This is a genomic window from Capsulimonas sp. (assembly GCF_039929585.1).
Classification (GTDB): Bacteria; Armatimonadota; Armatimonadia; order Armatimonadales; family Capsulimonadaceae; genus Capsulimonas.
In genome coordinates this window covers 1-23518 of sequence record NZ_JBDSQY010000101.1, presented here as the reverse complement: position 1 = coordinate 23518, position 23518 = coordinate 1, and the positions used below count along the sequence as shown (strand labels likewise).

At 61.1% G+C, this 23518-nt stretch carries 25 protein-coding genes; 10 read left to right on the top strand and 15 right to left on the bottom strand.

The features are described from left to right. Positions 1-63: 63 nt before the first annotated feature. From ABIZ35_RS07260 to ABIZ35_RS07200, 13 genes are all read right to left on the bottom strand, one after another. Positions 64-3051 (bottom strand): Ig-like domain-containing protein, encoded by a 2988-nt coding sequence (locus ABIZ35_RS07260; protein WP_348219214.1) that lies wholly within the window; start codon positions 3049-3051, stop codon positions 64-66. 60 nt (positions 3052-3111) lie between these two features. Further along, positions 3112-3729, bottom strand: coding sequence for a twin-arginine translocation signal domain-containing protein (locus ABIZ35_RS07255; protein WP_348219213.1), 618 nt, complete (start codon positions 3727-3729; stop codon positions 3112-3114). A 35-nt stretch (positions 3730-3764) separates the two neighbouring features. Then, positions 3765-4298: a tail fiber protein gene (locus ABIZ35_RS07250; protein WP_348219212.1), complete on the bottom strand. Its 534-nt coding sequence runs from the start codon at positions 4296-4298 to the stop codon at positions 3765-3767. 36 nt (positions 4299-4334) lie between these two features. Further along, complete coding sequence (locus ABIZ35_RS07245) at positions 4335-4832, bottom strand: tail fiber protein (protein ID WP_348219211.1); 498 nt, start codon at positions 4830-4832, stop codon at positions 4335-4337. 54 nt (positions 4833-4886) lie between these two features. Next, the gene (locus ABIZ35_RS07240) at positions 4887-5396 is read right to left on the bottom strand and encodes a tail fiber protein (protein ID WP_348219210.1); all 510 of its coding nucleotides are present in this window, start codon (positions 5394-5396) and stop codon (positions 4887-4889) included. Between the two features lie 119 nt (positions 5397-5515). Further along, positions 5516-5821 (bottom strand): hypothetical protein, encoded by a 306-nt coding sequence (locus ABIZ35_RS07235; RefSeq protein WP_348219209.1) that lies wholly within the window; start codon positions 5819-5821, stop codon positions 5516-5518. Between the two features lie 329 nt (positions 5822-6150). Next, positions 6151-6891: a CpsB/CapC family capsule biosynthesis tyrosine phosphatase gene (locus ABIZ35_RS07230; protein WP_348219208.1), complete on the bottom strand. Its 741-nt coding sequence runs from the start codon at positions 6889-6891 to the stop codon at positions 6151-6153. Between the two features lie 203 nt (positions 6892-7094). Further along, complete coding sequence (locus ABIZ35_RS07225) at positions 7095-7832, bottom strand: RsmE family RNA methyltransferase (protein WP_348219207.1); 738 nt, start codon at positions 7830-7832, stop codon at positions 7095-7097. Positions 7833-7835: 3 nt separating this feature from the next. After that, entirely contained in the window at positions 7836-8717 is an 882-nt protein-coding gene (gene prmA, locus ABIZ35_RS07220; protein WP_348219206.1) for a 50S ribosomal protein L11 methyltransferase, read from the bottom strand. Then, entirely contained in the window at positions 8714-9862 is a 1149-nt protein-coding gene (gene dnaJ / locus ABIZ35_RS07215) for a molecular chaperone DnaJ (protein ID WP_348219205.1), read from the bottom strand. Before dnaJ ends, prmA begins: the two co-directional genes overlap by 4 nt. 183 nt (positions 9863-10045) lie before the next feature. Beyond that, the gene (gene dnaK, locus ABIZ35_RS07210; RefSeq protein ID WP_348219204.1) at positions 10046-11935 is read right to left on the bottom strand and encodes a molecular chaperone DnaK; all 1890 of its coding nucleotides are present in this window, start codon (positions 11933-11935) and stop codon (positions 10046-10048) included. Between the two features lie 9 nt (positions 11936-11944). Further along, entirely contained in the window at positions 11945-12271 is a 327-nt protein-coding gene (gene rpoZ, locus ABIZ35_RS07205) for a DNA-directed RNA polymerase subunit omega (protein ID WP_348219203.1), read from the bottom strand. Next, positions 12268-12588 carry a MerR family transcriptional regulator gene (locus ABIZ35_RS07200; protein ID WP_119320492.1) on the bottom strand — a complete coding sequence of 107 codons (321 nt, stop codon included), beginning with the start codon at positions 12586-12588 and terminating at the stop codon, positions 12268-12270. Before ABIZ35_RS07200 ends, rpoZ begins: the two co-directional genes overlap by 4 nt. A gap of 201 nt (positions 12589-12789) precedes the next feature. On the opposite strand from ABIZ35_RS07200, the gene ABIZ35_RS07195 reads away from it, so the two are divergent. The 10 genes from ABIZ35_RS07195 to ABIZ35_RS07150 all read left to right on the top strand — a co-directional run bounded on the left by ABIZ35_RS07195 (position 12790) and on the right by ABIZ35_RS07150 (position 22322). Next, complete coding sequence (locus ABIZ35_RS07195; protein ID WP_348219202.1) at positions 12790-13572, top strand: polysaccharide deacetylase family protein; 783 nt, start codon at positions 12790-12792, stop codon at positions 13570-13572. A gap of 100 nt (positions 13573-13672) precedes the next feature. Next, complete coding sequence (locus ABIZ35_RS07190) at positions 13673-14809, top strand: LacI family DNA-binding transcriptional regulator (protein ID WP_348219201.1); 1137 nt, start codon at positions 13673-13675, stop codon at positions 14807-14809. Between the two features lie 96 nt (positions 14810-14905). Next, positions 14906-15097 carry a hypothetical protein gene (locus ABIZ35_RS07185; RefSeq protein WP_348219200.1) on the top strand — a complete coding sequence of 64 codons (192 nt, stop codon included), beginning with the start codon at positions 14906-14908 and terminating at the stop codon, positions 15095-15097. A gap of 125 nt (positions 15098-15222) precedes the next feature. Beyond that, positions 15223-16176 (top strand): acetyl-CoA carboxylase, carboxyltransferase subunit beta, encoded by a 954-nt coding sequence (gene accD, locus ABIZ35_RS07180; RefSeq protein WP_348219199.1) that lies wholly within the window; start codon positions 15223-15225, stop codon positions 16174-16176. After that, positions 16169-17188: an acetyl-CoA carboxylase carboxyltransferase subunit alpha gene (locus tag ABIZ35_RS07175; RefSeq protein WP_348219198.1), complete on the top strand. Its 1020-nt coding sequence runs from the start codon at positions 16169-16171 to the stop codon at positions 17186-17188. The genes accD and ABIZ35_RS07175 overlap by 8 nt, the downstream gene beginning before the upstream one ends. A 205-nt stretch (positions 17189-17393) precedes the next feature. Beyond that, a complete protein-coding gene (gene hisS / locus ABIZ35_RS07170) occupies positions 17394-18677 on the top strand; it encodes a histidine--tRNA ligase (RefSeq protein WP_348219197.1) in 1284 nt (427 codons plus the stop codon). Positions 18678-18680: 3 nt separating this feature from the next. Beyond that, positions 18681-19214: a DUF4149 domain-containing protein gene (locus ABIZ35_RS07165; protein ID WP_348219196.1), complete on the top strand. Its 534-nt coding sequence runs from the start codon at positions 18681-18683 to the stop codon at positions 19212-19214. A gap of 105 nt (positions 19215-19319) precedes the next feature. Continuing rightward, positions 19320-20780, top strand: coding sequence for a glycosyl hydrolase (locus ABIZ35_RS07160; RefSeq protein WP_348219195.1), 1461 nt, complete (start codon positions 19320-19322; stop codon positions 20778-20780). A gap of 44 nt (positions 20781-20824) precedes the next feature. Then, a complete protein-coding gene (locus ABIZ35_RS07155; protein ID WP_348219194.1) occupies positions 20825-21877 on the top strand; it encodes an ankyrin repeat domain-containing protein in 1053 nt (350 codons plus the stop codon). Positions 21878-21923: 46 nt separating this feature from the next. Beyond that, complete coding sequence (locus ABIZ35_RS07150; RefSeq protein WP_348219193.1) at positions 21924-22322, top strand: hypothetical protein; 399 nt, start codon at positions 21924-21926, stop codon at positions 22320-22322. Between the two features lie 79 nt (positions 22323-22401). Here the strand turns inward: ABIZ35_RS07150 and ABIZ35_RS07145 are convergent, their stop codons facing one another. Both ABIZ35_RS07145 and ABIZ35_RS07140 read right to left on the bottom strand, forming a co-directional pair. Further along, on the bottom strand, positions 22402-22995 hold the full coding sequence (locus ABIZ35_RS07145; RefSeq protein WP_348219192.1) for a glutathione peroxidase: 594 nt from the start codon (positions 22993-22995) through the stop codon (positions 22402-22404). An 87-nt stretch (positions 22996-23082) separates the two neighbouring features. Then, positions 23083-23518: ATP-binding cassette domain-containing protein (locus ABIZ35_RS07140; protein ID WP_348219191.1), on the bottom strand; the 436-nt coding region annotated here is incomplete at its 5' end.

Below are 23518 nucleotides of genomic sequence, written 5' to 3'. Positions count from 1 at the left end.
AAAACTCTGGCTCCCCTTCTCCCAGAATTGGGAGAAGGGGCTGGGGGATGAGGGCCTCCCACTTTATCTCGCCCCTGCTCCCGCCAGGACCCGGGTCGTGTAGCCCGATGGCTGATTGCTGAACTCGAGCACGACGACCACGCTCGCTCCGGCGGCCAGGCCCAGAGCGTTGATGTACGGGCTGCCCGATGGGGTGGTCGCCGCCGTGGTCCCCGTGGCGTTGGTCAGCATGGCGCCGGTCAGGCTGTCCAGAACTAGTGACAGTGGGTCGGAGAGCGCCCCGCCGGTGTTGGTCAGCGTGATCGACTGGCGGTAGTGGCCGGTGGCGCGAATATACACGTATCCGCCGCGCGTCACCGTGATCTGCGGGGTCACGTTCGTGGCCGCCGACTGGGTCACGGTGATGCTCACCGTGGCCGCCGCGCTTGTCGAGGTTCCGTTGTTCACGGTGAACGTGAAGCTATCCGGTCCGAAGTATCCCGCGTTTGGCGTGTACGTCAGGTTCGGAGCGGCGCCTGAGAGCGTTCCGTGCGCCGGACTCGTCGCGACAGCGTAGGTCAACGGCTTCGCAGGCGTGTTCGGGTCCGAGCCCGTGAGCGTGATCGCCTTGGCGGTGTTCTGCGCCGTGCTGACCGATTGGTTATTTGCCGTCGGCGTGAGCACGACTTCGGTGACGGTGATCTGGAAGGTGACCGTCTTGGTGTCCACGCCGCCGTTGGCCGTTCCGCCATTGTCCTTCACGGTGACGGTGATGTTCGCGGTTCCGAAGGCGTTCGCCGCCGGGGTGAATGACAGCGAGCCGATGCTGTTCGGGCTGGTGTAGGTGACTGTGGGGTTCGGGATCAGGCTCGGATTATCGCTTGTCGCGGTCACCGTGATGGTCTGGTCGCCGTCGCCCACGCCGGCGCTGATGGCCGAGAGATTGACCGAGTGCGAGCCGCTGTTCTCGGCGACGTTCTGATCGCCGATCGCGCCGATCGTCGGGATGTGATTGACCCGCGTGACCGTGATCGAGACCGTCGCCGGCGTGCTGGTGAGCGAGCCGTTGTTCACGGTGAACGTGAAGCTATCCGGTCCGAAGTATCCCGCATTCGGTGTGTAGGTCAGGTTCGGCGCGGTTCCCGAAAGCGTTCCGTGCGCCGGGTTCGTTGCGACGGAGTAGGTAAGCGGCTTCGCAGGCGTGTTTGGATCCGAGCCGGTGAGCGTGATCGCCTTTGCGGTGTCTTCCAGCGTGCTCACGCTCTGGCTATTGGCCGTGGGCGCGAGAACAACGACGCTGACGACGACATTAAACGTGGTCGTTTTGGTGTCCACGGCGCCGTTTGCCGTTCCGCCGTTGTCCTTCACGGTGACGGTGATTGTCGCCGTTCCCGTGGCGTTCGTCACCGGAGTGAAGGAAAGCGAGCCGGTGCTGTTCGGGCTGGTGTACGTTACCGTTGGGTTCGGGATGACGGACGTGTTGCTGCTGCTCGCTGTGACCGTCAGAGTTTGGCCGGCGTCGCCGGCGCCCGGTCCGATGCCGGTGAGATTGACGATCTGGAGGCCGGCGTTCTGGCCAATCGCCAGGTTGCCGATTGTATCGATCGTCGGCGGCTGATTGATGTGCGTGACGCTGATTGTCACCGTCGCCTGAGGGCTCGTGTAGTTGCCGTTGTTGACCGTGAACGTGAAGCTGTCCGGGCCGGAATATCCCGCGCTCGGCGTGTACGTCAGGTTCGGCGCCGTGCCTGAGAGCGTTCCGTGCGCCGGGTTCGTCGCGACGGTGTAGGTCAGCGAGCGGGGGGGCGTATTGGCGTCCGATCCGGTCAGTGTGATCGCGACGGCGGCGCCTTGCAGCGTTCCGACGGACTGCGGGTTTGCGACTGGCGTCTGTACTTCATAGGCGCCCATGTCCGGGGTCGGATGGCGCAGCAGTCCGTCATGCTCGATTGTCGGCACGGCGGCGAGAACGCCTGCCGCTTGCCCCGACGGCTTTCCGGTGGAGATCACCGGCGAAGTCGAGGTGACATGGAGATTGTCCAGCGCGGGATTGGCGTTGGAGCTATCCAGGAACTGTGGGTTCTGATTGATGTTGCCGGTTCCAGAGACGCCCGCCTGCGCGATATCGCTGAATGTGGCGGTGACGCCCGGGCTCAGGGTTGAAATTTCCGTGGGGGAGGCGTCGCCGAACAGAATGCTGTTCGTGACCGCGCCGCGCCCGCCGAAGATATCGATGGTTCCTGGCTGGTGGCCGGCGCTGGGCGGTGGGATCAGGCCGACGAAGGTCGGGGCGACATAGCCGCTGGCGTTGTTTTTGTTGAATGTGCAGTTGACGATGTCCACCGTGGGATTGGTTGCGGTAGAGCCGAGAATGTCGATCGCGCCGCCGTCATAGGTCGCCAGGTTGCCGCTGAAGACGCAGTTGGAGATCTCCACGTTTTGCGCCGCGCTCCCCGACAGTACCTCGCAGCCGATGGCGCCGCCGAACCCGGAGCTGTCGGTCAGGTTGCCGGCCGTGTTGCTATAGAACGAACACTGCGTAATCAGCGCTCCGGATGCGGCGCCGTTGCTGACGACCGCGATGGCGCCGCCTTCCGCCGGAGCGAAGTTGTTCACGAAGACACACTGGGTGACGGTGGCCGCGCTATCGATGATCGCAATCGCGCCGCCGGTGTCGCGCACGCTGTTCTTGATCGTGAAGCCCTTGATGACAGTGCTTCGATTCTGGCCGCCATTGATAATGAACGAGCACTTCTGATTGGCCCGGCTGCCGCCGCTGTTGTCCAGGACAGTGACGGCCGCTCCCCCCGTCGACTGGATCGTCAGGTTCTTCGAGCCCAGCGTCACGTTGAAATCGCCGGCGATCGTGTAAGTCCCGGGGATCACGTTGACCGTGTCGCCGGTAGCGGATGCGTTCACGGCGGCTTGAATGGTGGGTAAGTCGGTGGGCACTGTCCGCGTCGTCGCGCTTGCGGCGACGCCGACACTAACCAGCGCAAAACAGCCAGTCGCGGTGAGAGCGCGTCGGATCAAACGCCTTCCGGGAGGCGCTTTGGGATTGTCGATAGACATTTTGAAGATTCCATTCTCTGATAGATTGCGATAATACCAATTGATGAGGCGTGAAAGTGGTCAGGCCACGGTCACGAGAAGATATTCAAACGGAATGGGCGTCGCCTCATCTGCGATTGCCGGACGGCTTGGTGTTCCCGTGAGGCGGACACCCGCCAGATTGGGCTCGCCGGCCGCCAGAATGTAAGTCCCCTCCGTCAGCTTCGGTCGGCCCGATGCGTGTCCCGAAAGGAGGAAGTGGAAATCTTCGGCGCCGCGCGGCGCGAACAGTTCGGCCGAAAGCATCACGCCGCGGCCGGGCGCCGCCGGAATGCGGATGGTCGTGCGCTGGGCGCTGGGCGCCCAGGCGTACATGGGGATATCCTGCGGCCCCCGCGCGCTCTGAATGGCGTAGTACGCCTTGACGGCGTGCAGCACCGGCGCCGCGCCTTCCGGAATGGAGTGCCCGTGAAAGGTGACGGCGACGACCGCTGAGGCCAGGGCTTCGCTGCCCGAGGGAAGCGACGCCGGATCGATCCACCGGTCCCGCGACCAGAGCGCGAGGGTGGTGTGCGCCTGTGGGGGGCCGGCTGCGGCGCGGGGAGGCGATCCGAAACCGAGCCCAGCGGCGATGGTCATCACGGCCGCGCCGCGCAGGAATTCACGGCGATCGAGCATTGTTGTTTCTGTCCCGTTCATATGTGATCCTTTGTGGCGCCCCAGGGCGCGGTAAATTAGCCGCGCGACGGGTAGATGCCGGTGAGCGAAATAACGAAGTTCATCACGAGAAAGGGCTGAAGGTTGTTGTGCGGCTGATTGCCTCCAGTGAGGTCGACATCGCCGGCCTGCGTTCCCGTGTTGACGGCGCTGGGATCGTACATCTGGTTCGGTCTGCGCGGGCCGGTGGCGGGCGTGGCGGTCAGGTTGCCGGCCGGCGACGTGGACGTGGCGGCGTTCGAATCGCCGTTCATTACGTGCGTGTGCGACGCCAGTGTCGAGAGGTTGAGCTGAACCGTCGGGTTGCCTCCGGTTTCGCCGAGAACACGCTGCGACAGGCCCGGGCCGTCGCCGTACGCGACGGGGATATTCCCCTGGAAGTTGGGCAGCGCGAAGTTCGACTGCCCGTTGCCGCCGTAGTAAGTGCCCAGCAGGGAAAACAGGGCGGAGGACTGAGAGATCGCAAGAAGCTGTCCATCGCACTGCGCCCAGCCTGTGGGAGCGAAGTCAAACGGGACGATCCGGATCTCCCCCAAAAATTGATCTGCCATAAATCGGTTCTCCTGAAACGAATGTACGCTGTCACGTCAGTTTTGCGAAGGATAGACCCCAAACAGTGAGATCGCGAAATTGACGCACAGATACGGCGCCATATTGTCGTGTGGCTGCCCGCCCCCCGTGGCCGTGGTGACCGTTGTGGTGGCGACGACGCTTGTGGGCGGCGTGTAAACATTGACGCTCGCCGACGCCAGGAGAACTCCGGTGGCGGTCGTGGTGGACGCAGGTCCGTTCATGGCTCTCAGAGGATGGCTGTGCGGCGGCAATTGCGCGCTGATCAGCGTGACGGTTTCCGAGCCGGCGATGGCTCCCAGCGGGATGTTCGAACTGAAGTGGATGGGGGTGCGTCCCAATAGGTTGGGAAGATTGAACGTCTGCACCCCGTCGCCGCCGTAAGTCGTTCCGATCAGATTGAAGAGAGCGTCGTTCTGCGAGATCGCGAGCGTCGAGCCGTTGCAGAGCGCCCAACCGTTGGGCGCGAAGCTGAACCCGACCATCCGGATCTCACCAATATAGGGCTCTGACATTAGGTAGCGTTCTCCTGTAAGGTTGCTTGCGCATTTGATATTGCGGCTTGCGGTTTAGCTGCGGCTTGGGAAAATGCCCTGCATCGCGATACAAAAACTGAGCGCCAGATACGGCTGCATGTTTTCATGCGGCTGTCCCCCGCCGGCGTTGGCGATCGCCTGCGGCGCCATAGTGATATCGGCGGCGCCGGCTGCGTAGATCGATCCGACCGTGGAGACCGGCGCGGCGATTGTGGCGCCTTGCGCCAGCCCCGTGGTGGCCGTCGCCGTGGTGGCGCCGAGGGTGTGGGTGTGCAGCGGAATCTCCGTAGTTTGCAGCGTATGCGTTGCTTCACCAGCGACTGCGCCCAGCGGGAAGCCGCCGGTGCGGTGCATCGCCGCGCGCCCCTGCAGGTTCGGAAGCTGGAATGTCGTCTGGCCGTTGCCGCCGTAAGTCGTTCCTAGCAGCGCGAACAGCGCCTGGTTCTGGTTGATTGGCAGGGTCTGCCCGTTGCAGAACGCCCATCCCCTGGGGGGATACCCGAACGAGAAGATACGAATCTCCGATAAATACGGTTCAGCCATGAAATACCCCTTTGGATTGTGGATGATATACGGCAAAAATCGCCGTAGGAAAACAGCGGCTCTCACGCGATGTTCCGATGGAAACCGTCGGAAAGTTTCGTGAGGACTGCTTCGTGCAGTTAAGCGAAGATCGCTTCGTAGGTGGTGGATTGCGCGTTTGCGGCCAGCGGCACGATGAAAATGTCCATCGTAGCCGTTTCCGGATGCGTGAAGCGGTAAATGCGCTGGGGAAGTACGACGCCCGGCGCGCCGAGGAACGTGAGCGCGAACGGCTCGCGTTGACCCTCCGGCCCCCGCATGGGGCGTACGTCGCTGAGAACGACATCCACGGTTTGGGCGTCGTCAAACGGCAGGGTGAAGGTGTCGCCAATCAGCGGCGTAAAGGAGGCGGCCGTGATCTGGCTCAGAGAAAGGGTGTCGTCCATGGTGTAAGCTCCAGCGCATACGAGATAAAAGTGCATCCAACGGGGTCGGTCGCCCAGAAGTACACAGTCACCAGGAATTTGCATGGCTGCTTGAGGCGGACATCACAAGATCATGCGCGAAAACGGCGTCAGTTACCTCACTATAAGGAGAGGAGTGTAGTCTGCGCGCGTAATGTCAGGCAATGTACATAGACTTTAGCACACATACTTCCAACTGTCAATATTTATGCTGAATATTTTTCGATAAATATGTATGAAATTAAACATATGGTTCGTAGCGAGTAGGCGCTCAGTTGCGTCGAAAGTAATCGCTCTGTCCAGGCTGAAGTCTACTTCGGCGGGGGAATGGGACTCGGCAGTAATGATCTTGGGCGTGAGTTCACCATGGCGTCGGCGGCTTCGTCTCCGGCGATGCGGGCGGCGATGTCACGGGCCTGGCGTATGAGGTTGGGGGGACGCTGGTCGAGGTTGTGGCTGTCGGAGGCGATGATGAGCGGGAGTTCGTCGGCGCGGGCGAGGATGGCTTCGGCGGCGCGGCGGGCGCCGGAGCCGAAGCGGCCGAGAATGCTGCCGGTGTTGATCTGGAAATAGGTTCCGAGATCGGCGCAGGCGTCAACAAAGGCGAGGTGGCGCTGGATATCGGCGTTGCGCTCGGGGTGGGCGACGACGATTTTTACGCCGATGTCGAGCACGGCTTTGAGATGATCGAGCGCGTCGTGGGGCAGACGGTCGAACGGCAGCTCGATCAGCGCCCATTCTCCGCCCCCGATGGTCATTACGGTTCCCTCTTTGAGGTCGCGGGCGAGCGCCGGGCCGATTTGCAGTTCCGTGGAAGGGATGATTGTCAGCGGGATTTTGGAATAGTCGAGCGCAAATTGCAGCTCTTCGACGTTTTCACGCACCCACTCCGGCGGCGCGTTCTTGCGGCTGCTCCAAGCGCGGTGCGGGGTGGCGACCATGATGTCGGTTCCATCCGCAACGGCGAGGCGCGCCATGTCGAGCGCGTAGGGCAGGGTGGGCGCGCCGTCGTCGATACCGGGAAGGATGTGGTTGTGGATGTCGACAAACATGGGTTAAGGATTCGGCCCCCCTGCCCCCCGATCCTGGGGGAGGAGGTTGTCGTTGGGTGATTGTGAATGACATCGCGACACATCGCGGGTATGAAACCCACGCCTGGGAGATGCTTCGCATCTAACCGTCCGTGCCGGACGGACAAATAATTTCCGTGGTCGACAACCTCCTCCCCCAGGATTGGGGGGCAGGGGGCCGAATCCTACTCCAGCGCATACAACAACTGCGCAACCATGATCAGCGCGGCCGTCTCGGTGCGCAAGATCCGTTTGCCCAAAGAAACGCTTTGTAGTTTTGCTTTGGCTGCCGCGCGCGCCTCGGGATCGGTAAACCCGCCTTCGGGGCCGATAACGATGAGCACGCTTTTCGGCGGCGTCGGCTGAGATTCCAATGCGCTTCTTAAGGTTGTCTTGGCTTCGCCTTCGTAAGCAAGAAGAGAGAGGTCGAACTGGCCGGCGGCGGCGAGGACCTGGCTGAAGTCCTGATCGGCGCGGACTTCTGGGAGCCGGGCGCGATGGGACTGCTCGGCGGCGGTCTTTACGATCTCGTTCCAGCGGGTAAGGCGTTTGAGGTGGCGCTCGCGGGGCAGATGGGTGAGGCTGCGCGCGCTTTCGTAGGCCCAGAAGGCGTGCGCGCCGACTTCGGTGCCGCGCTGCAAGACCTGCTCCATCTTGTCGGCGACTTTGGGGAGCGCCTGCGCCACGGTGATGCGCGTTTGCGCTTCCGTGTCGAGGTGAATGATGGTAGTGATCCGAGCGGTTGCGCGGGATTTTCCGACTTCGTCGAGCTTGGCGATGAACTCAGTTCCACAGCCGTTCAGGACGTTGATCAAATCGCCGGGATTGGCGTGCAGGACGACCTTGAGATGGTGGGCGTCATCGGGGCCGAGGGTCACCAGGCCGTTGGTAATTTGGTTGGGGCTGATGAAAAATCGCGTCATGGGCTATACCGCGCTGCGGCGGAAGACGAGGGCGACCCAGTCGCCTTGACGGCGTGTTTCGAGCGGGGAGAAGCCTTCGGTTTCCACGGCGATACGCACGTCGGTCTCGCGCGTGTCGATGATTCCTGAGGCGATAAACACGCCTTCGGGTTTTACCCGCTCGGCGATTTCTTCACGCAGGCCGATAATGACGTCCGCCAAAATATTCGCAACCACCAGATCGTACTGCCCACCGGGCAGATCGACGCCGAACTCAATCGAGACACCGTTGACTTCGGCGTTCTCGGCGGCGATCTTTACAGCCAGGGTATCGATGTCGTTGGCGACGACCGATCCCGCGCCGAGCTTGGAGGCGGCGATGGCGAGAATCCCCGAGCCTGTACCGATGTCCGCGACGGTAATGCCGGGCGTCACATAATCTTCCAGGGCGGCGAGGCAGAGCTGGGTTGTCGGGTGGCTGCCGGTGCCGAAGGCCATGCCGGGATCGACGACGATCGGCATTCGCCCAGTCGAAAGATCAGGCTCTTCCCAGGGGGGAGTGACGACAAGACGGCGGCCGATGGGGATCGGCTTGAAGTAGGCCTTCCAGGCGTTCGCCCAGTCGTCCTCCTGAACGTACTTGATTGTGATTTCCGTGCCGGCGTTTTCGACGCCGAAGCCTGCGAGCGCCTCCAGTGAGGTCGTCAGGGTCAGCAGGCGGTCTTCGATCCGGTCGTCCACGGGAAGATATCCCACAACCGTCGGAGGAACCTTCGTGTCCTGAACGACGAAGCCGCCGCATCCGACTTCATTGAAACAATTACCGACCGCGTCGGTGGCGTCCGGACCGGCTTCCACGCTGATTTCGGCCCACCGCATCGTGCTCGGAGTTGACGTGACGCTCATTTGTGCGTGAATGCTTTCTTAACGCTGTCGAAAAAACCGCCGTCTTCCGGCTGGATCGTTTCGCCCGAGGCCGCCGCGAACTCACGGAGCAGACGCTTCTGGTCGTCGCTGAGCTTGGTCGGAACGGCGACCTTAACCTGGATGATCTGATCGCCTTTATCGTGGCTGCGGGTATTGAGGTCCGGGAAGCCCTTGCCGCGGAACTTGAAGGTAGCGCCGGGCTGCGTCCCAGCGGGTATCGTCAGTTTTTCCGCGCCGCCCAGGATCGGGACTTCGATCTGCGCGCCGAGCGACGCCTGCGCGTAGGAGATGCTGGTGTCGTGCAGCACGTCGTTGCCGCTGCGCTTGAAGTCAGGGTGGGGGCGCAGGTAAACAACCACATAGAGGTCGCCGGGCTGCCCGCCGCGCAGGCCGGCGTCACCGGCGCCCTGGTCCACCAGACGCGTTCCGGTATCCACGCCGCCCGGAACCTGAATTGTATGTTCCTTGGTCTGGCGTGTGCGGCCCTGGCCCCGGCAGGTTGTGCAGGGATCGCTGATGATCCGGCCCTCACCGCGGCAGTTGGCGCAGGGCGCCACCGTGGCGAAGGAGCCGAGGATCGTGTTCTGAACGTGGCGTACCTGGCCGGAGCCCTGGCAGGCCGAACAGGTCTTAGGAGTGGTGCCGGGCTTTGCGCCGCTGCCAGTGCAAGTCTCGCAGCTTTCCAGGCGGGTCAGCTTGAGGGTTTTCTGGACGCCGAATGCGGCCTCCTCCAGCGTGATCTCCAGATCGTAGCGCAGGTCGGAGCCTTGCGTCGCCTGCTGGCGCGCCCGATCTCCGCCGCCCGCTCCGGCGCGGCCTCCGAAGCCGCCGCCGGCGCCAAAGAACATGTCGAAGATATCGCCGACGCCGAACCCATCGGCGCCGCCCATACCGCCCTGCGGGCCGGCGTGGCCGAACTGATCGTACATCTGGCGCTTCTCGGGCGTGGAAAGGATCTCATGAGCTTCATTCAGCTCTTTGAACTTCTCCTCCGCGTCCTTGTCGCCGGGATTGACGTCGGGATGGTACTTGGCCGCAAGCTTGCGGAAGGCGGAACGGATATCGGGCGGCTGCGCGTCTCGTCCGACACCCAGCACTTCATAATAATCACGTTTATTTGACATAGTTCCATTACGAGAAAGCGCGTCCGAAAATTAAAAATAACAATTAGAAGAGTAACAATGAGTTCAAAAAAATGGTCTTGCTCTGAATGGGACAAGGACTCAGCGGAAGACACGATATGCGTCTGCCGCTGAGTCCCGTCCTTGGTTATTTGCTATTTGTCCGAAAGTGACTGTCCGCGCCGACTAGACGTCGCGGAATTCGCCTTCGATGGTAACGTCGCTGGCCGGGGCTTCCGAGGAGGGAGCGGAGCCGAGCGCTTCCAGGCCGTCGAAACTCGGCGCCGTGAAGTCCGGCGTCGCAGTCGATCCAAAGCCGTTGCCGCCGCCATTGGCCCGGCTTCGCGCTTCGTAGAACGCTTTGCTCAGCGCCAGCAAGGATGTGTTCAGATCATCCAGACCCTGACGCGCCGAAGGGCCGTCGAAGTTGTTGAGCGCTGCGGTCAGCTTGGCGGCCGACGCATTGACTGTATCGATCAGATACTGATCGACAAGGCCGCGCGCGTCCTTGCCGATGCGAACGGCTTGATAGATCTGCTGATCCGCCTTGTTGCGGATCTCCTGCTCTTCTCGCCGCCGCTCGTCCTTCTTGCGATACTGTTCCGCTTCCTTGACCATGCGCTCGACTTCATCGTGTCCAAGACCGCTGGAGGCGGTAATGGTGACGTTCTGCATGTTGCCGGTCGCGATATCCTTGGCCGAAACGTGTACGATGCCGTTCTGGTCGATGTCGAAGGTGACCTCGATCTTGGTGACGCCTCGCGTGGCTGGCTGGAGACCCGAGAGCTGGAACTTGCCGAGCGTCTTGTTGTCGATCGCGAAGTCGCGCTCGCCCTGAAGCACATGGATGTCGACCGCCGTCTGGTTGTCGAACGCCGTGGTGAAGAGCTGCGAGTGTGAGGTCGGGATGGTGGTGTTGCGCTCGATCAGCCGTGTGAACACTCCGCCCTGCGTCTCAATGCCCAGCGAAAGGGGCGTGACGTCCAGGAGAACGATGTCGGTGACGTGGCCGCCGAGGATACCCGCCTGGATCGCGGCGCCCTGCGCGACGATCTCATCCGGGTTGATGCCCTTATGCGGCTCCTTGCCGAACATGTTCTTGACGGTTTCCTGCACCAGCGGCATGCGTGTCATGCCGCCGACTAGCAGGACCTTTTCGATGTCCGCCGTGGACAGCTTGGCGTCGGCCATCGCCTGTTCCGTCGGCGCGATCATGCGCTCGATCAGATCCTTGGTCAGCTCCTCCAGTTGGGTGCGCGTCAGCGACATCTCCAGGTGGGCGGGGCCGTCCTCGGTTGAGGAGATAAAGGGCAGGTTGATGTTGGTGGTGAAGACGGTCGAAAGTTCGACCTTCGCCTTCTCCGCCGCTTCCTTAAGGCGCTGCATCGCCATGCGGTCCTTGGTGAGATCAACGCCGGTCTGCTTCTTGAACTCGGTCGCGAGCCAGTCCATGATCCGCACGTCCCAGTCGTCGCCGCCCAGATGGGTGTCGCCTGAGGTTGCGCGGACTTCAAAGACGCCGCCGGCGAGCTCCAGAATGGAGACGTCGAAGGTGCCGCCGCCAAGGTCCCATACGAGGACGATCTGCTCCTCGGACTTGTCCTGGCCGTAAGCGAGCGCGGCTGCGGTCGGCTCGTTGATGATGCGGACGATGTTGATGCCGGCGATCTGGCCGGCGGCTTTCGTCGCTTCACGCTGGGCGTTGGAGAAGTAGGCGGGGACGGTGATGACGCATTCAGAAATCACGTCGCCCAGGAACACCTCAGTGTCGGCGCGCAGCTTCTGCAGGATCATGGCCGAGATCTCTTCGGGTGAGTACTCGCGGTCGTCGATGGTGACACGATGCTTCGTGCCCATCTGCCGCTTGATGGAAGAGATCGTGCGGTCGGGATTCGTGATCGCCTGACGTTTCGCAAGCTGTCCTACCAATCGCTCGCCGGCTTTGGATATGCCAACGACCGAGGGGCAAAGGCGGCTGCCTTCGGCAAGCGTGATAACGATGGGGGAGCCGGACTCGTCGATCGCGGCCACGACCGAGTTGGTGGTACCCAAGTCGATGCCAACTGATTTCGCCATGATCGTTCCTTAAGCTGTGGTGTGTTCGTCGTTTGCGCCGGCGTCCTCACCGGTCGCGGCGACTGCGGTTTCGCTGCCGGCGGAGTTGGCGCCGCGCGGAGCGAGCTCTCCGTCCTGGTCGGCGGGCTTGGGTGTCGGAGTAAGCTCCGGCGCGCTTGCGGTAACCTTACCCGCGGCGATTTCCTCCAATGCGATCGTCAATGGATTGGTGGAAGCCGTTTCGATGAGAATGGGAGCGCCTTCTTTGATCTGCTTCGCGCGTTTGGCGGCGATGACGACCAGCGAATAGCGGCTGCCCACCATATCTTCGATGGTGTCTGCCGAGGGGTAAATCAACTTTGTTCTCCTTCGCCGAACCTGCCGAGTTCCGACCGTCCAGTACTATTGTTCTCCATCTCCAGGATCAGCTTCACTCCGTTGATGTTCACTCCACGCTCTTCCGTGAGGTAACGTACGCGGGCGAGCTTAGCGATGTCGCGGTCGGAATAGAGCCTTCGGTCTTTTTCCGTACGCTGAGGGCAAACGACGCCTTCCTTATCAAGGACACGCAGAGTCCAACTTGGAAGGCCGGCCAGCTTTGCGGCGACGCTGATCACATAAACCGGCTCGTCCGCCATGTCGTGATCGACCGGGTCGCTCTGCGTGACAGACATCGCTTACTTTCCTGGGGGAGTAACCACACTTTACTCTGATTTGGGTCAGGCGCTCTTGCGCCTATCCCGCGCCTTATTATAGACTTAAGTCCCCCCATTCGTCAAGCGCGAAGGAAAAAGAACGTCTGTTATCGCGTATAATGATCAGATTAAGGCCCTCCATGGACCTACCACGCGTCAGAAAGCTCGCTTGTTTCCGAAATGATGATCCGAAATCGCCGCCGCATCGCCGTTGGAGCCGCCGCTCTCGTTTTTGTAGGAGGCGTTCTTTCTTTTTGGAATCGCCACCGCACCATACCGATCGAGCGTGCGCTGAACCCTGCTTATTGGGTCCGGCACGCGCGCGGACTGGATCGATACGATCCGCAAACGGCGCTGCTAGAGCACGGCGATCCGAACCTGCCGGAGGTGGCGCTGACGATCGATGACGGGCCGGACCCGCGCTACGGTCCGCAGATCGCGCAAATGCTGCACGACAAGGGGGTCGCCGCCACGTTCTTTGTCGTGGGCATTCGCGTGAAGCAATATCCCGAGGTGATTAAGAAAATAGACAGTCTCGGCTTCGAAATCCAAAACCACACCTACGACCACCAGCGGCTCGATACGCTCAAGCCTCACGAGATCGCCAACGAAATTCGGTTCTGCGCGGCGAATGTCGAAAAAGTCACCGGCAAGAAAACGAACTTACTGCGCCCGCCCGGCGTCCAATACAATGACCAGACGCTTGCCACCGCCAAAGCGCTTGGCTACGTGACAGTTTCCTGGACCTGCGGCGCGCGCGACTATGACCAGCAGCCCGCCTCCTATATCGCGCAGCGTATTTTGGACCGGACCGAGGCTGGGTCCATCATCATTCTGCATCAGGACACTCCCGGCACGCTCGCCGCGCTCCCGCAAATTATCGATGGTTTGCGCGCGCGAGGATACCGGTTTGTGACGGTATCTCAGATGCTGGAGCATCTCCACGCTCAGCGGCCTGCTTGATAATAATTTTATAATATTGACAAAATTATTTGGAATAGGGTAGCATCTTCATATAAAATTTATATAAAGAACCGCAGAGTTTTATGGGGATAAAAAGGGTATGTCAGCACACAAAGCCGTAACGCTCAAAGACGTAGCAGAACAAGCGCACGTGTCGCAGTCCGTAGTCTCCACCATTCTCAATGGCAGACAAAATGGGATTTTTGTTTCTGAAAGCACGCGTCGCAATGTGATCGCCGCCGCTGAGGAGCTTGGCTATGTCGCCAAGCACCGGAACGCGCCGTCGATCCGCAAACCTTCCATCACCGCGCACCGCTCCGGCGGACTGCGCGAATCTCACCTCGTCGGGCTCCTTCTCGGACGCCGTTTCGGCGGCAGTCTCTTCACGGATATCTTTTACGGCGTGAACTCGGTGCTGTCTCAGGAGGGGTACCATCCCCTGGTTCTGGATACCTACGCCGATTCTTATACCAAGGCGGCTGAAAAAGAAGCCGAGGGTTTGCAGTACGCTCGCGACAATCGCTTCGCGGGCGTCGTTCTCTGGCATGAGGGCGGCACGGCCAATGTCCCGCTCATTCAGGAAGTGCGCAATGAAATGCCGGTGGTTGCAATCGACCGCCGCGTGGTGGGCGTTGAGCTGGACTTCGTCGGCACCGACAATTACTTAGGCGCTTACGAAGCGACGAAGCATTTGATCGAGCAGGGGCATAAGCGGATCGCGCACCTGACGCGTCTGGAGACGACTGACGCCGCCATCGGCCGCCTGCGCGGTTATCAGCAGGCGATCACCGATGCCGGCCTGGAAGTCGATCCCCGCCATATCCTGCTCGCCTTGGACAGTGGCCGCCGTCTGAACAGCGATTTGATCCGTCAGGTATTTACTTCTCCCAATGCGCCTACCGCGATCTTTCTCCTCGCCGACTTCTGGGCGCCGCCCATCTATGCCGAGCTGCGCCAGCTGGGGCTGCGTGTTCCCGAGGACGTGGCGCTGGTCGGTTTCGATGACGTCGTGCAGCCGGGCCTCGACGGGCTGGAGCTGACATCAATGGCTCAGGACTTCGAGGCAATCGGCGCGACTGCCGGGCATATGATCCTGCGGCGCCTGTCGGACCCGGAAGCGTCGATTGCGACGACTGTTTATCCGGCGACTCTGTCTGTCCGGAAATCCTCAAAAATCGCGCCCAAGCCCGCGCCTGTTCGCCGGGAGCGACGGACCGCCGAGCTTCTCAGCGTCTGATTTTTCGCAAAATCTACGCAACCCGGCAACTCTGCCGGTAAGCCATTCTCCTCTATTCGCCGAAGAAAATAACAAGCGAACGGAGGAGAATTTTTTATGCGCCCTCGGCGTTTTTACGGTTACTATTTTGCGCTCTCTGTCGGCTGCATCGGCGCGTTCTGCGTCTGGGCGCATCTCCCCCACCGGATGACCTCGCGGCGTCATCCGGTGCGGCAGATGCGCACGATCGATACACGCCCGTTTAACCCATCCCCAGACCGTCCCGAACTGCTGTTCACGACACGCTGATTCCGGCTTACTTGACCTCACCGTATGCCCCCTTGCTCGAACATTCTTCACGTTTGGGCGGTCTAGGGGGTATAATGCACGCGTTTCCAAGTAACAATCGAAACGGACGATGTGAGGACGGAAGTATGGCGTCTAACGGCTGGTTCGGGCGAAGGTCTCAGTTTACGCAGGCGCGCGCGTCGCATGGCGCGGCGGCGATTCCGGATGGGGTCGCGACCAAATGCGTGAAATGCGGCGAGATCATCTTCACCTCGGACTTCGAGAAAAATTTAAAAGTCTGCACCCATTGCGGCTTTCACCATAAGCTTTCCGCCGACGAGCGGATTCGTTACACGGTGGACGAAGACAGCTTCGCGCCGCTGCACGAAAACCTGCGATCGGTGGACCCACTGCGCTTTCCCGATTACCAATCGAAATTGGATAAGGGAATCGCGGCGACTGGCATGCATGACGGTATCCGTGTCGGCGTGGCGTCCGTCCAAGGCGTTCCCGTGGTGCTGGCCGTTGCGGATTTCAGCTTCATGGCGGCGTCCATGGGGTCGGTCGCCGGTGAAAAGATCGTGCGCGCTCTGGAAGAAGGCGCCGCGCGCCGCGCTCCGGTCGTGATCTTCACCGCCTCGGGCGGCGCACGAATGCAGGAGGGCCTTCTGTCGCTGATGCAGATGGCGAAGACCTCCGCCGCCGCCGCGCGCCTCGCCGCCGCCAATATCCCCTATGTCGTTGTGATGACCGACGCCACCATGGCCGGTGTCCTGGCGTCCTATGCATCGCTGGGCGACATCACGCTCGCTGAGCCTGGCGCCTTGATCGGCTTCGCCGGAGCGCGCGTTTCCGCGCAGGCGTCCTCGCAAAAGGCGCCCGAAGGATATCAGACCGCCGAGTGGCAGCTGTCCCACGGCCAGATCGATCAGATCGTCGCGCGCAAAGACCTGCCCGACACGCTGGGATCGCTGCTGCAAATGCTCGGCTTCAGTCCCGCCGACGAGCCTGGCGTCGGCGCCATTGTTGGCGCGTCGCCCGCTCCCACGCTTTCGGAAGCGGCTGTCGCCGGCTCAGAGGAGATTGCCGCCATTGGCTAGTTTGAACGTCATCGAATTCGAAAAATCCATCGCGGAGCTGGACGAGAATCTGTCCAAACTGCGCCGTATCGTGATGGATCAGAAGCATCCGCAGAACACGGCGGATCTGCCCGATCAGCTTGCGAACTTAGAACAGCACCGTACGGCGATCATTCGGGCCTGGTTCTCGAACCTCACCGCTTGGGATCAGGTTCTTCTGGCGCGCCATGAGAAGCGCCCATACACGCTGGACTATATCGGGCATATGTTCACGGGCTTCCAGGAGCTGCATGGCGATCGGCTTTACGGCGATGACGGCGCGATTGTCGCCGGCTTCGCAAAACTGGACGACATGCCCATCGCGATTGTCGGCCATCAGAAGGGCCGCGACATCAAGCAGCGCCAGCACCGTAACTTCGGCTACGCCCGTCCGGAAGGCTACCGCAAGGCGGGGCGCATTATGAAGCTCGCCGCGAAGTTCGGCGTTCCGATCGTCACACTGATCGACACTCCCGGCGCGGCGGCCGATGTCTCGGCAGACGAGCGCGGCATCTCTGAAGCGATTGCGCGCAACATGTTCGACATGGCGACCTTGACGACGCCTATCGTCTCCGTGGTGATCGGCGAAGGCGGCAGCGGCGGCGCGCTCGGCATCGCGGTCGCGGACCGAGTCTTGATGCTGGAGCACAGCGTCTACTCCGTCATCGCCCCCGAAGGCTGCGCCGCGATCCTCTGGCGCGACCCGGAAAAGAAGGCCGACGCCGCGAAAGCGCTCAACCTCACGGCGACCCGCGCCAAGGAACTCGGCGTTGTGGACGGCGTGATCGCCGAACCCCTCGGCGGCGCGCATCGCGACTGGGAAGCGGCGGCCGGCAGCCTGAAAGAAGCGCTGATCGAAAACCTCGCGCTGCTGAAAGACCTCACCGGCGACGAACTCGTCGAACGCCGCTACCAGCGCTTCCGCGCGATTGGCCAGTTCACCGAGATTGAACCGATCCACTTAAACGGCCACGCCTCCGGCGACGCGGCTTAATATTTCTAATCGCTGGGTTTCGGCCTCGTTCCTAGTCTTGGATAATAGAGATAGGATGGCCCTTCCACCCCAATTCTGGGGGGCCAGATTTCGGACTGCGGCATTTTCCGGTACCCCAGAATTGGGGCGGAGGAGCCTCTTCTCGGAGTTTCCCAGATTGGGATGGGCGACGAAACCAGTCGACAAAATTATCGAAAGAGAACGCATGGCAAAATACGAGCGCGCCCCTTATACCCACGACCTGTACCCGGGCGCCGCCGACTGGCACGAAGATAGCACGCGCACGAACGTCCTCGAAGGCATTTTTCGAGACCTCTGCCATACGTATGGCTACGGAGAAGTCCGCACTCCCGTGTTTGAGGAGACCGATCTTTTCACGCGCACGATCGGAGAGGGGACCGACATCGTTTCCAAAGAGATGTACACCTTCACCGACCGCGGCGGACGCTCCATGACCCTGCGGCCTGAAGGCACTGCTCCCACCATTCGTGCTTACTTGGATAGCTCTCTGCCGACGCGCGGCGGCGTCGCCAAGATGTTCTATATCGCGTCGATCTTTCGCTATGAGCGGGGGCAAAAAGGGCGGTATCGACAGCACCAGCAGTTCGGCGTCGAGTCGCTGGGTTCGGACGATCCCGCGCTGGACGCCGAGGTCATTCAGATCGCGCTGGCGTTCTTCCGCGCCGTCGGCATCCGTAATCTGACGCTCAAGCTGAACTCCGTCGGCTCCACTGAGTCACGTGCGAATTATCTGACTGCACTCAAAGCTTATGTCGAGCCTTACTTGGCCGACTTCAGCGAAGAAGGCAAGGCGCGCTTCGAGCGTAACCCTCTGCGTATGCTGGACACTAAAAGTAAGCGTGAGTTGGAAATTCTGGCGAACTCGCCCAAGCTCTCTGGATTTTTGCTGTCGGAAGAGCAAGAGCACTTCGAAACTCTGTGCGGCTATCTGGACGCAGTCGGTGAAGTGTACACACTGGACCCGTACCTCGTGCGCGGCTTCGATTACTACACGAAGACGGCCTTCGAGATCCAGTCGCCCGACCTCGGCGCGCAGAACGCCGTGGGCGGCGGCGGGCGCTATAACAAATTGGTCGAAGAGATCGGCGGAAAGCCGACGCCCGGGATTGGCTTTGGCCTTGGGACCGAACGGATTTTGTTAGCTCTCCAAGCCCTCGGCGTGGAAGTGCCTCTGCCGGATGGTCCGACAGCTTTCTTCGTCACGCTTGGCGACGCCGGGCGCACGGCGGCGATCAAGCTGCTGAGCGATCTGCGTAAGGCGGGCATTGCGGCGGATATCGATTATACGGGACGCACGATGAAGACGCAGATGCGCGCCGCGACGCTGGTTAACGCCAAGTACGCCCTGATCCTTGGCGACGACGAGGTGAATACGCAGACTGTCCAGGTCAAGGACCTTGCCGAACGCGTCCAGCGCGCCGTGCCCTATTCCGAATTGATCGCCGCCCTCGGCGGCAAGGCTCAGTAAGAAATGAGCTTTTGGCTTTCCGTCATCGCCCGCTGGATCCATAACGTCGCCCTCAGCCTCTGGCTGGGAGGCGTCATCGCCATCGGCGCTCTCTCGGCGCCGGCGGCGTTTAATATCACACGCCATCATCCGGCGTTCGCGGGTAATCTGGCCCTTCAGAACGACATTGCGGGCGCAATTATTGGGGTGGCGTTTCGCCACTTTAATACTCTCTGCATTGTCTCTGGGATCCTGATGCTGCTGGCAAGCGCGGCTGTATTCCAGCTGAGCCAGGAAACACGCGTTCGTAGGCTGACCGTGATTTCGTTGGTCGTCGTCGTGCTCCTTACGGGCCTCGCGGCGTACTTGCAGTACGGTCTTTTTCCTGTGATCGACGCCGCAAAATTACAGCAGCACTGGCCTCTCTTCGATCGCCTGCATCATCTTTATGTGGCTCTGACGAACGCTCAGTTGCCGCTGCTTCTTATCGTCGCTTGGATCAGCGCCCTTCGGGATACGGTTCGCACTTTACCGGCTTCCGCCATTTCTTCCCACTGACTTGCGGGCTTGCTCTATCCAGACTCATTGTCTGGTGTGCGAAGGGGCGCGCCCTGAAGGAAGAATTAGGGAAACAAATCGTCCTGAAAAAGCCATAATAGAAGTATGGTGTTCTCTTTCCATCGGACTGGATCGTTTGTGGCGGCCGCGCTGTTCTGCGCGGCCGCCCTGTTTTGTTCTGTACGAAGCTCGACAGGCGCGGCGCCGCACTTCCGCACCGCCGCCGAGGCGCGCGCCTGGGGCGAGAAGCAAGAACGTCTTGGGAACTACTCAGACGCTGCCTTGGCCTATGAGATCGAATCCGGGATGCGCAAGCGTCTCGGCGATCCGCAGGGCGCCGAAGTCCAGCGCCATCGGGCGCTGCGCCTGGCCACCGACATTCGTCTGGCGATCCCTGTCTCCCACGCTCCTCCGGTGAACAACCTGGCGAAATGGGAGCCGGAACAAGGCTGCTATCTGGGCGTGCGCGACGATTTCGAGGGCCGGTACTACGGCCGAAGCACCGGAAACGCCGACGATTTCGCGCGGCGCATCGGGCGTCCCGTGGCGATCGCCTTCGATTATGACAGCTACGGCCGTCCGTTCCCCGTAGACTGGGCGCGCCGTGAAGCGAAGCAGGGCCGCGCGATCCAGATTGCCTGGGAGCCGCGCGACCTCGCCTCCGTACGCGACGACGAGTACCTGAACCAATACGCCAAGGACGCCGGTCGCTCCGGCGCCCCGATATTTCTGCGTTTCGGCGGGGAAATGAACGGCAAGTGGACGCCCTGGGGCCGCAATCCCGCCGCGTATCGCCGCGCGTTTCGTCTGGTCCATGCCGTGATGGCGCGCCACGCGCCGAACGTCGCGATGGTCTGGGCGCCCAACGCCGTCCCCATTTCCAACCTCGACCAATACTATCCCGGCGACGACGCCGTCGATTGGATCGGCGTCAGCCTGTACGTCGTCCGTTTCTACGACGACAAGATCAGCGAACCCGCGTGGCGCGATGGCCCTATCGGCTTCATTGAGCCGTTTTACCAGAAGTACGCCGCCCGCAAACCCATCTGCCTGGTGGAGTGCGGCGTCACACGCCGGAGCCGCGTGGAAAGCGCCGACGCCGACGCGTTCGCCGCCGCTCGCTGGCAGGATCTCTTCGACGCTGTGCGTATTCGCTACCCCCGCCTTAAGATGGTCTGCTTCTTCGACCGCAACAACCTCACCGGCGCTGTCGCCGGCCGCCGCCTGAACGACTACGCCCTGCCCGACGGCAGCCAGGCCCTCGCTTCCGTCCGTGACGCCGTCGCTGACCCATACTTCCTCGGGCAAGTCTCCGAACATCCCACCGCCTCACGCGCCTATCTCCCCGTCACCACCAGCTTCCCGCCGGGATACCGAGGCTCTGTTTCCGCCTCCGTGGCGACCTATGCGCTGAGGCCCGCTCTCAGCATCCAGCGCGGCGCGGGCGCCCTGCGCGTCACCCGCCCCTATCGCTTCGCCATGCCGGCGGGCGCAGGGCCGCTGGTGGTCACGGTTCGTGATGAAAAGGGCAAAACGGCGAAGGTGCAGACGGTGTTTGCGCCTTAAGGCAAGCCCCGTCGTTATTCTATGAAGATGGAGTTAAGAAGGTTATGAAACACATCATCCATGAAATTGGACGTCGCCGCTCAAAGCGCGGCGCACGTTGTTGGAACGGTCACCGGGTATTCCTGGCGGTGGTAATCACCGCCGTGACGGTCCTCACGCCGTCTTCCAGCTTCAGCGCACCCTCCGAGGCTCAGTCGGCGCCATCGACTCAGGCGCAAAGCGCGCTCAACGATGCTCTCTTTTTCGCCATCGCGCATAAGAACATAGCTCAGGTCAAGGATCTGCTGGGTAAGGGCGCCAGCGCGAGCGCACGCAACAAGCAGGGGTTTACGCCCATTATCGCCGCCGCCATTGTCGGCAGTCCCATACTGGTGAGTTCGCTCGTGAAAGAAGGAGGCGATGTCAGCGCCAAAGATGCTCACGGACTCACTGCACTGATGTACGCGGCGAGGGTCGGGAGTGTTCCGGCTCTTCAATCACTCCTGGACGAGGGCGCTGACCCGAACAGCGTGGATGAACGCGGCGTGACGGCTCTGATGTTCGCCTCTGATCAGGGTAGTCCTCAAGTCATCGCGGCGCTGCTTGCCAAAGGGGCCGATCCGCGCGCCAGAGACGTGTCCGGTGGTGAGGCTCTCTCGCTTGCGGCCGATCAAGGAAACACCGCCGCCCTGCGGTTGCTTCTGGCGAAGGGGACTGAGATCAACGCTCAAGATGGGGATGGACAGACCGCGCTTCTGATTGCCGCATCTCGAGGTTATGTCGCTTCGACCAAGGCGCTTCTGGAGAAGGGCGCCGATCTTGAAATCACCAATGAGGCCGGCTGGACACCGCTCATGGCGTCGGCTTATCACGGGAAAGCGGAGACTATTCGGCTTCTGCTCGCGAAGGGGGCGAAAGTAAATGTGGCGGGTAAGGGTGGGGTGACGGCCTTGATGGCGGCGGCGCATATGGGCAGCGCGCTGGTCGTTCGGATCCTCCTGGCGGCGGGCGCAGATCGGAAGGCTAAGAATCAACTCGGTGAAACGGCCCTGATCGCGGCGCAGCAGGCAGGACATGCGGATGTCGTCGCGCTGCTGAGAAAGGCTCGAAAGCCCTAGCAGAGCGCATCCGTAATTTGCTGGCGCAACTCGGGAGGGATGACCAATGCAGTGGCCGTGGAAGAAGCACAAGCCTAGGCCTGAACCCGTGATTGTGGATACGCCTTTTGGACAATTCGAGAAAAGGGATGACCGGGAGTGGGAAGGTTATGTCGATTATGCGGAGAATGACATTCAAGTCTTCGTGAATGACGTTGGCGGGGCGCCCGATCCGGTGTTTTTGGCTCGTCTGGCTTTCATTTTAGAGAATATCACATTGCTCGAAAAGAATGCTCGCGAGTATGTGACCATCCTCACCGACCAGTATGAATTCTCCGCGATCCAATCCGCTTCCGACGGTAATGATTTCACACTTGCCTTCAGTTACGATGAAGAAGGGTGGGGAGAGTCGGTGTTTGTGGATTTTAAAGGGCTTGAAGTGGTCATTTGGGGACGTGTAGATTGAGAAGAACTTGGAGCGAGGCGCAAAAAATCCCGACGACCTTTGATGTCGCCGGGATTTTTATATCCGAGAAGTGAAGCGCTTACGCCTTAGCCTTCGGTCCCTTTTTGCCTAGTTCTGTCTCTACGGCCGCCACCACGTCATCCGAAAGCGGGTCGTGGCCGGCGGGGAAGCGGTTGATGACCTGGCCGTCGCGGCCGATCAGGAACTTGGCGAAGTTCCATTCGACGTCGCCGCCGAACTTCGGGTTCGTGTCCTTGCTCGTGAGATACTTGTAGAGCGGCGCCTGGTCGTCGCCCTTCACCGAGATCTTGCTGAACAAGTCGAAGGTCGTCTTATATTTGCCGGTGCAGAACTCTTTGATCTCCGAGTTCGCGCCCGGCTCCTGCGAGCCGAAGTTGTTGGCGGGGAAGGCGAGGATGCGCAGGCCTTTGTCTTTGTACTTCTCGTACAGCGTCTCCAGGCTCGCGTACTGGGGCGTGTTGCCGCAGAGCGACGCGGTGTTGACGATCAGGACGACGTCGCCGCGATAGTTGGTCAGCGGTACGTCCTGGGCGCTAATGTCCTTGACGGTGTAGGCAAGCGGTCCGGAGTACTTAGGCTTCGCGGAAGCGGGGACCGTCGCCACTAAGGCGGACACGGCCAGGGCCGCGACGATCGGGAATGTCGTTTTCATCAACTTTCTCCTCGTTCTCTTTCTTGATCGGAAATCGTTCTATTCATCGGATCGTTCGCGATGGTCGGCTATTAGTAATATGGTCGGTTATTCGCAATGGGGAGCGCTGGCCAGAGCGGCGGACTCGCGCTCGGAGCCTCCGCCGAAACCCACAAACTGCTTCTTCCAAAGGTTCTGATACAACCCTGGAACCTGAGAAAGCGACTGATGGTTCCCGTCCTGCACGATCTTTCCATGCTCGAACACCAGAATACGGTCGGCGGAAACGACGGTGGAGAGACGATGCGCGATGATAAAGCATGTTTTGTCGGCGAACACCGTGTCCAGCGCCTCCAAAATTAGGGCTTCGCTTTCCGAATCGAGCGCGGAGGTCGGCTCATCGAGGATCAAGATGGCGGCGTCTCGGATTAATAACCGAGCGATATTCAGACGCTGCTTTTGACCGCCCGAAAGCGTCACCCCGCGCTCGCCGATGGATGTTTCATAACCGCCCGGCAGGCGCATGATGAAATCATGCGCGTTC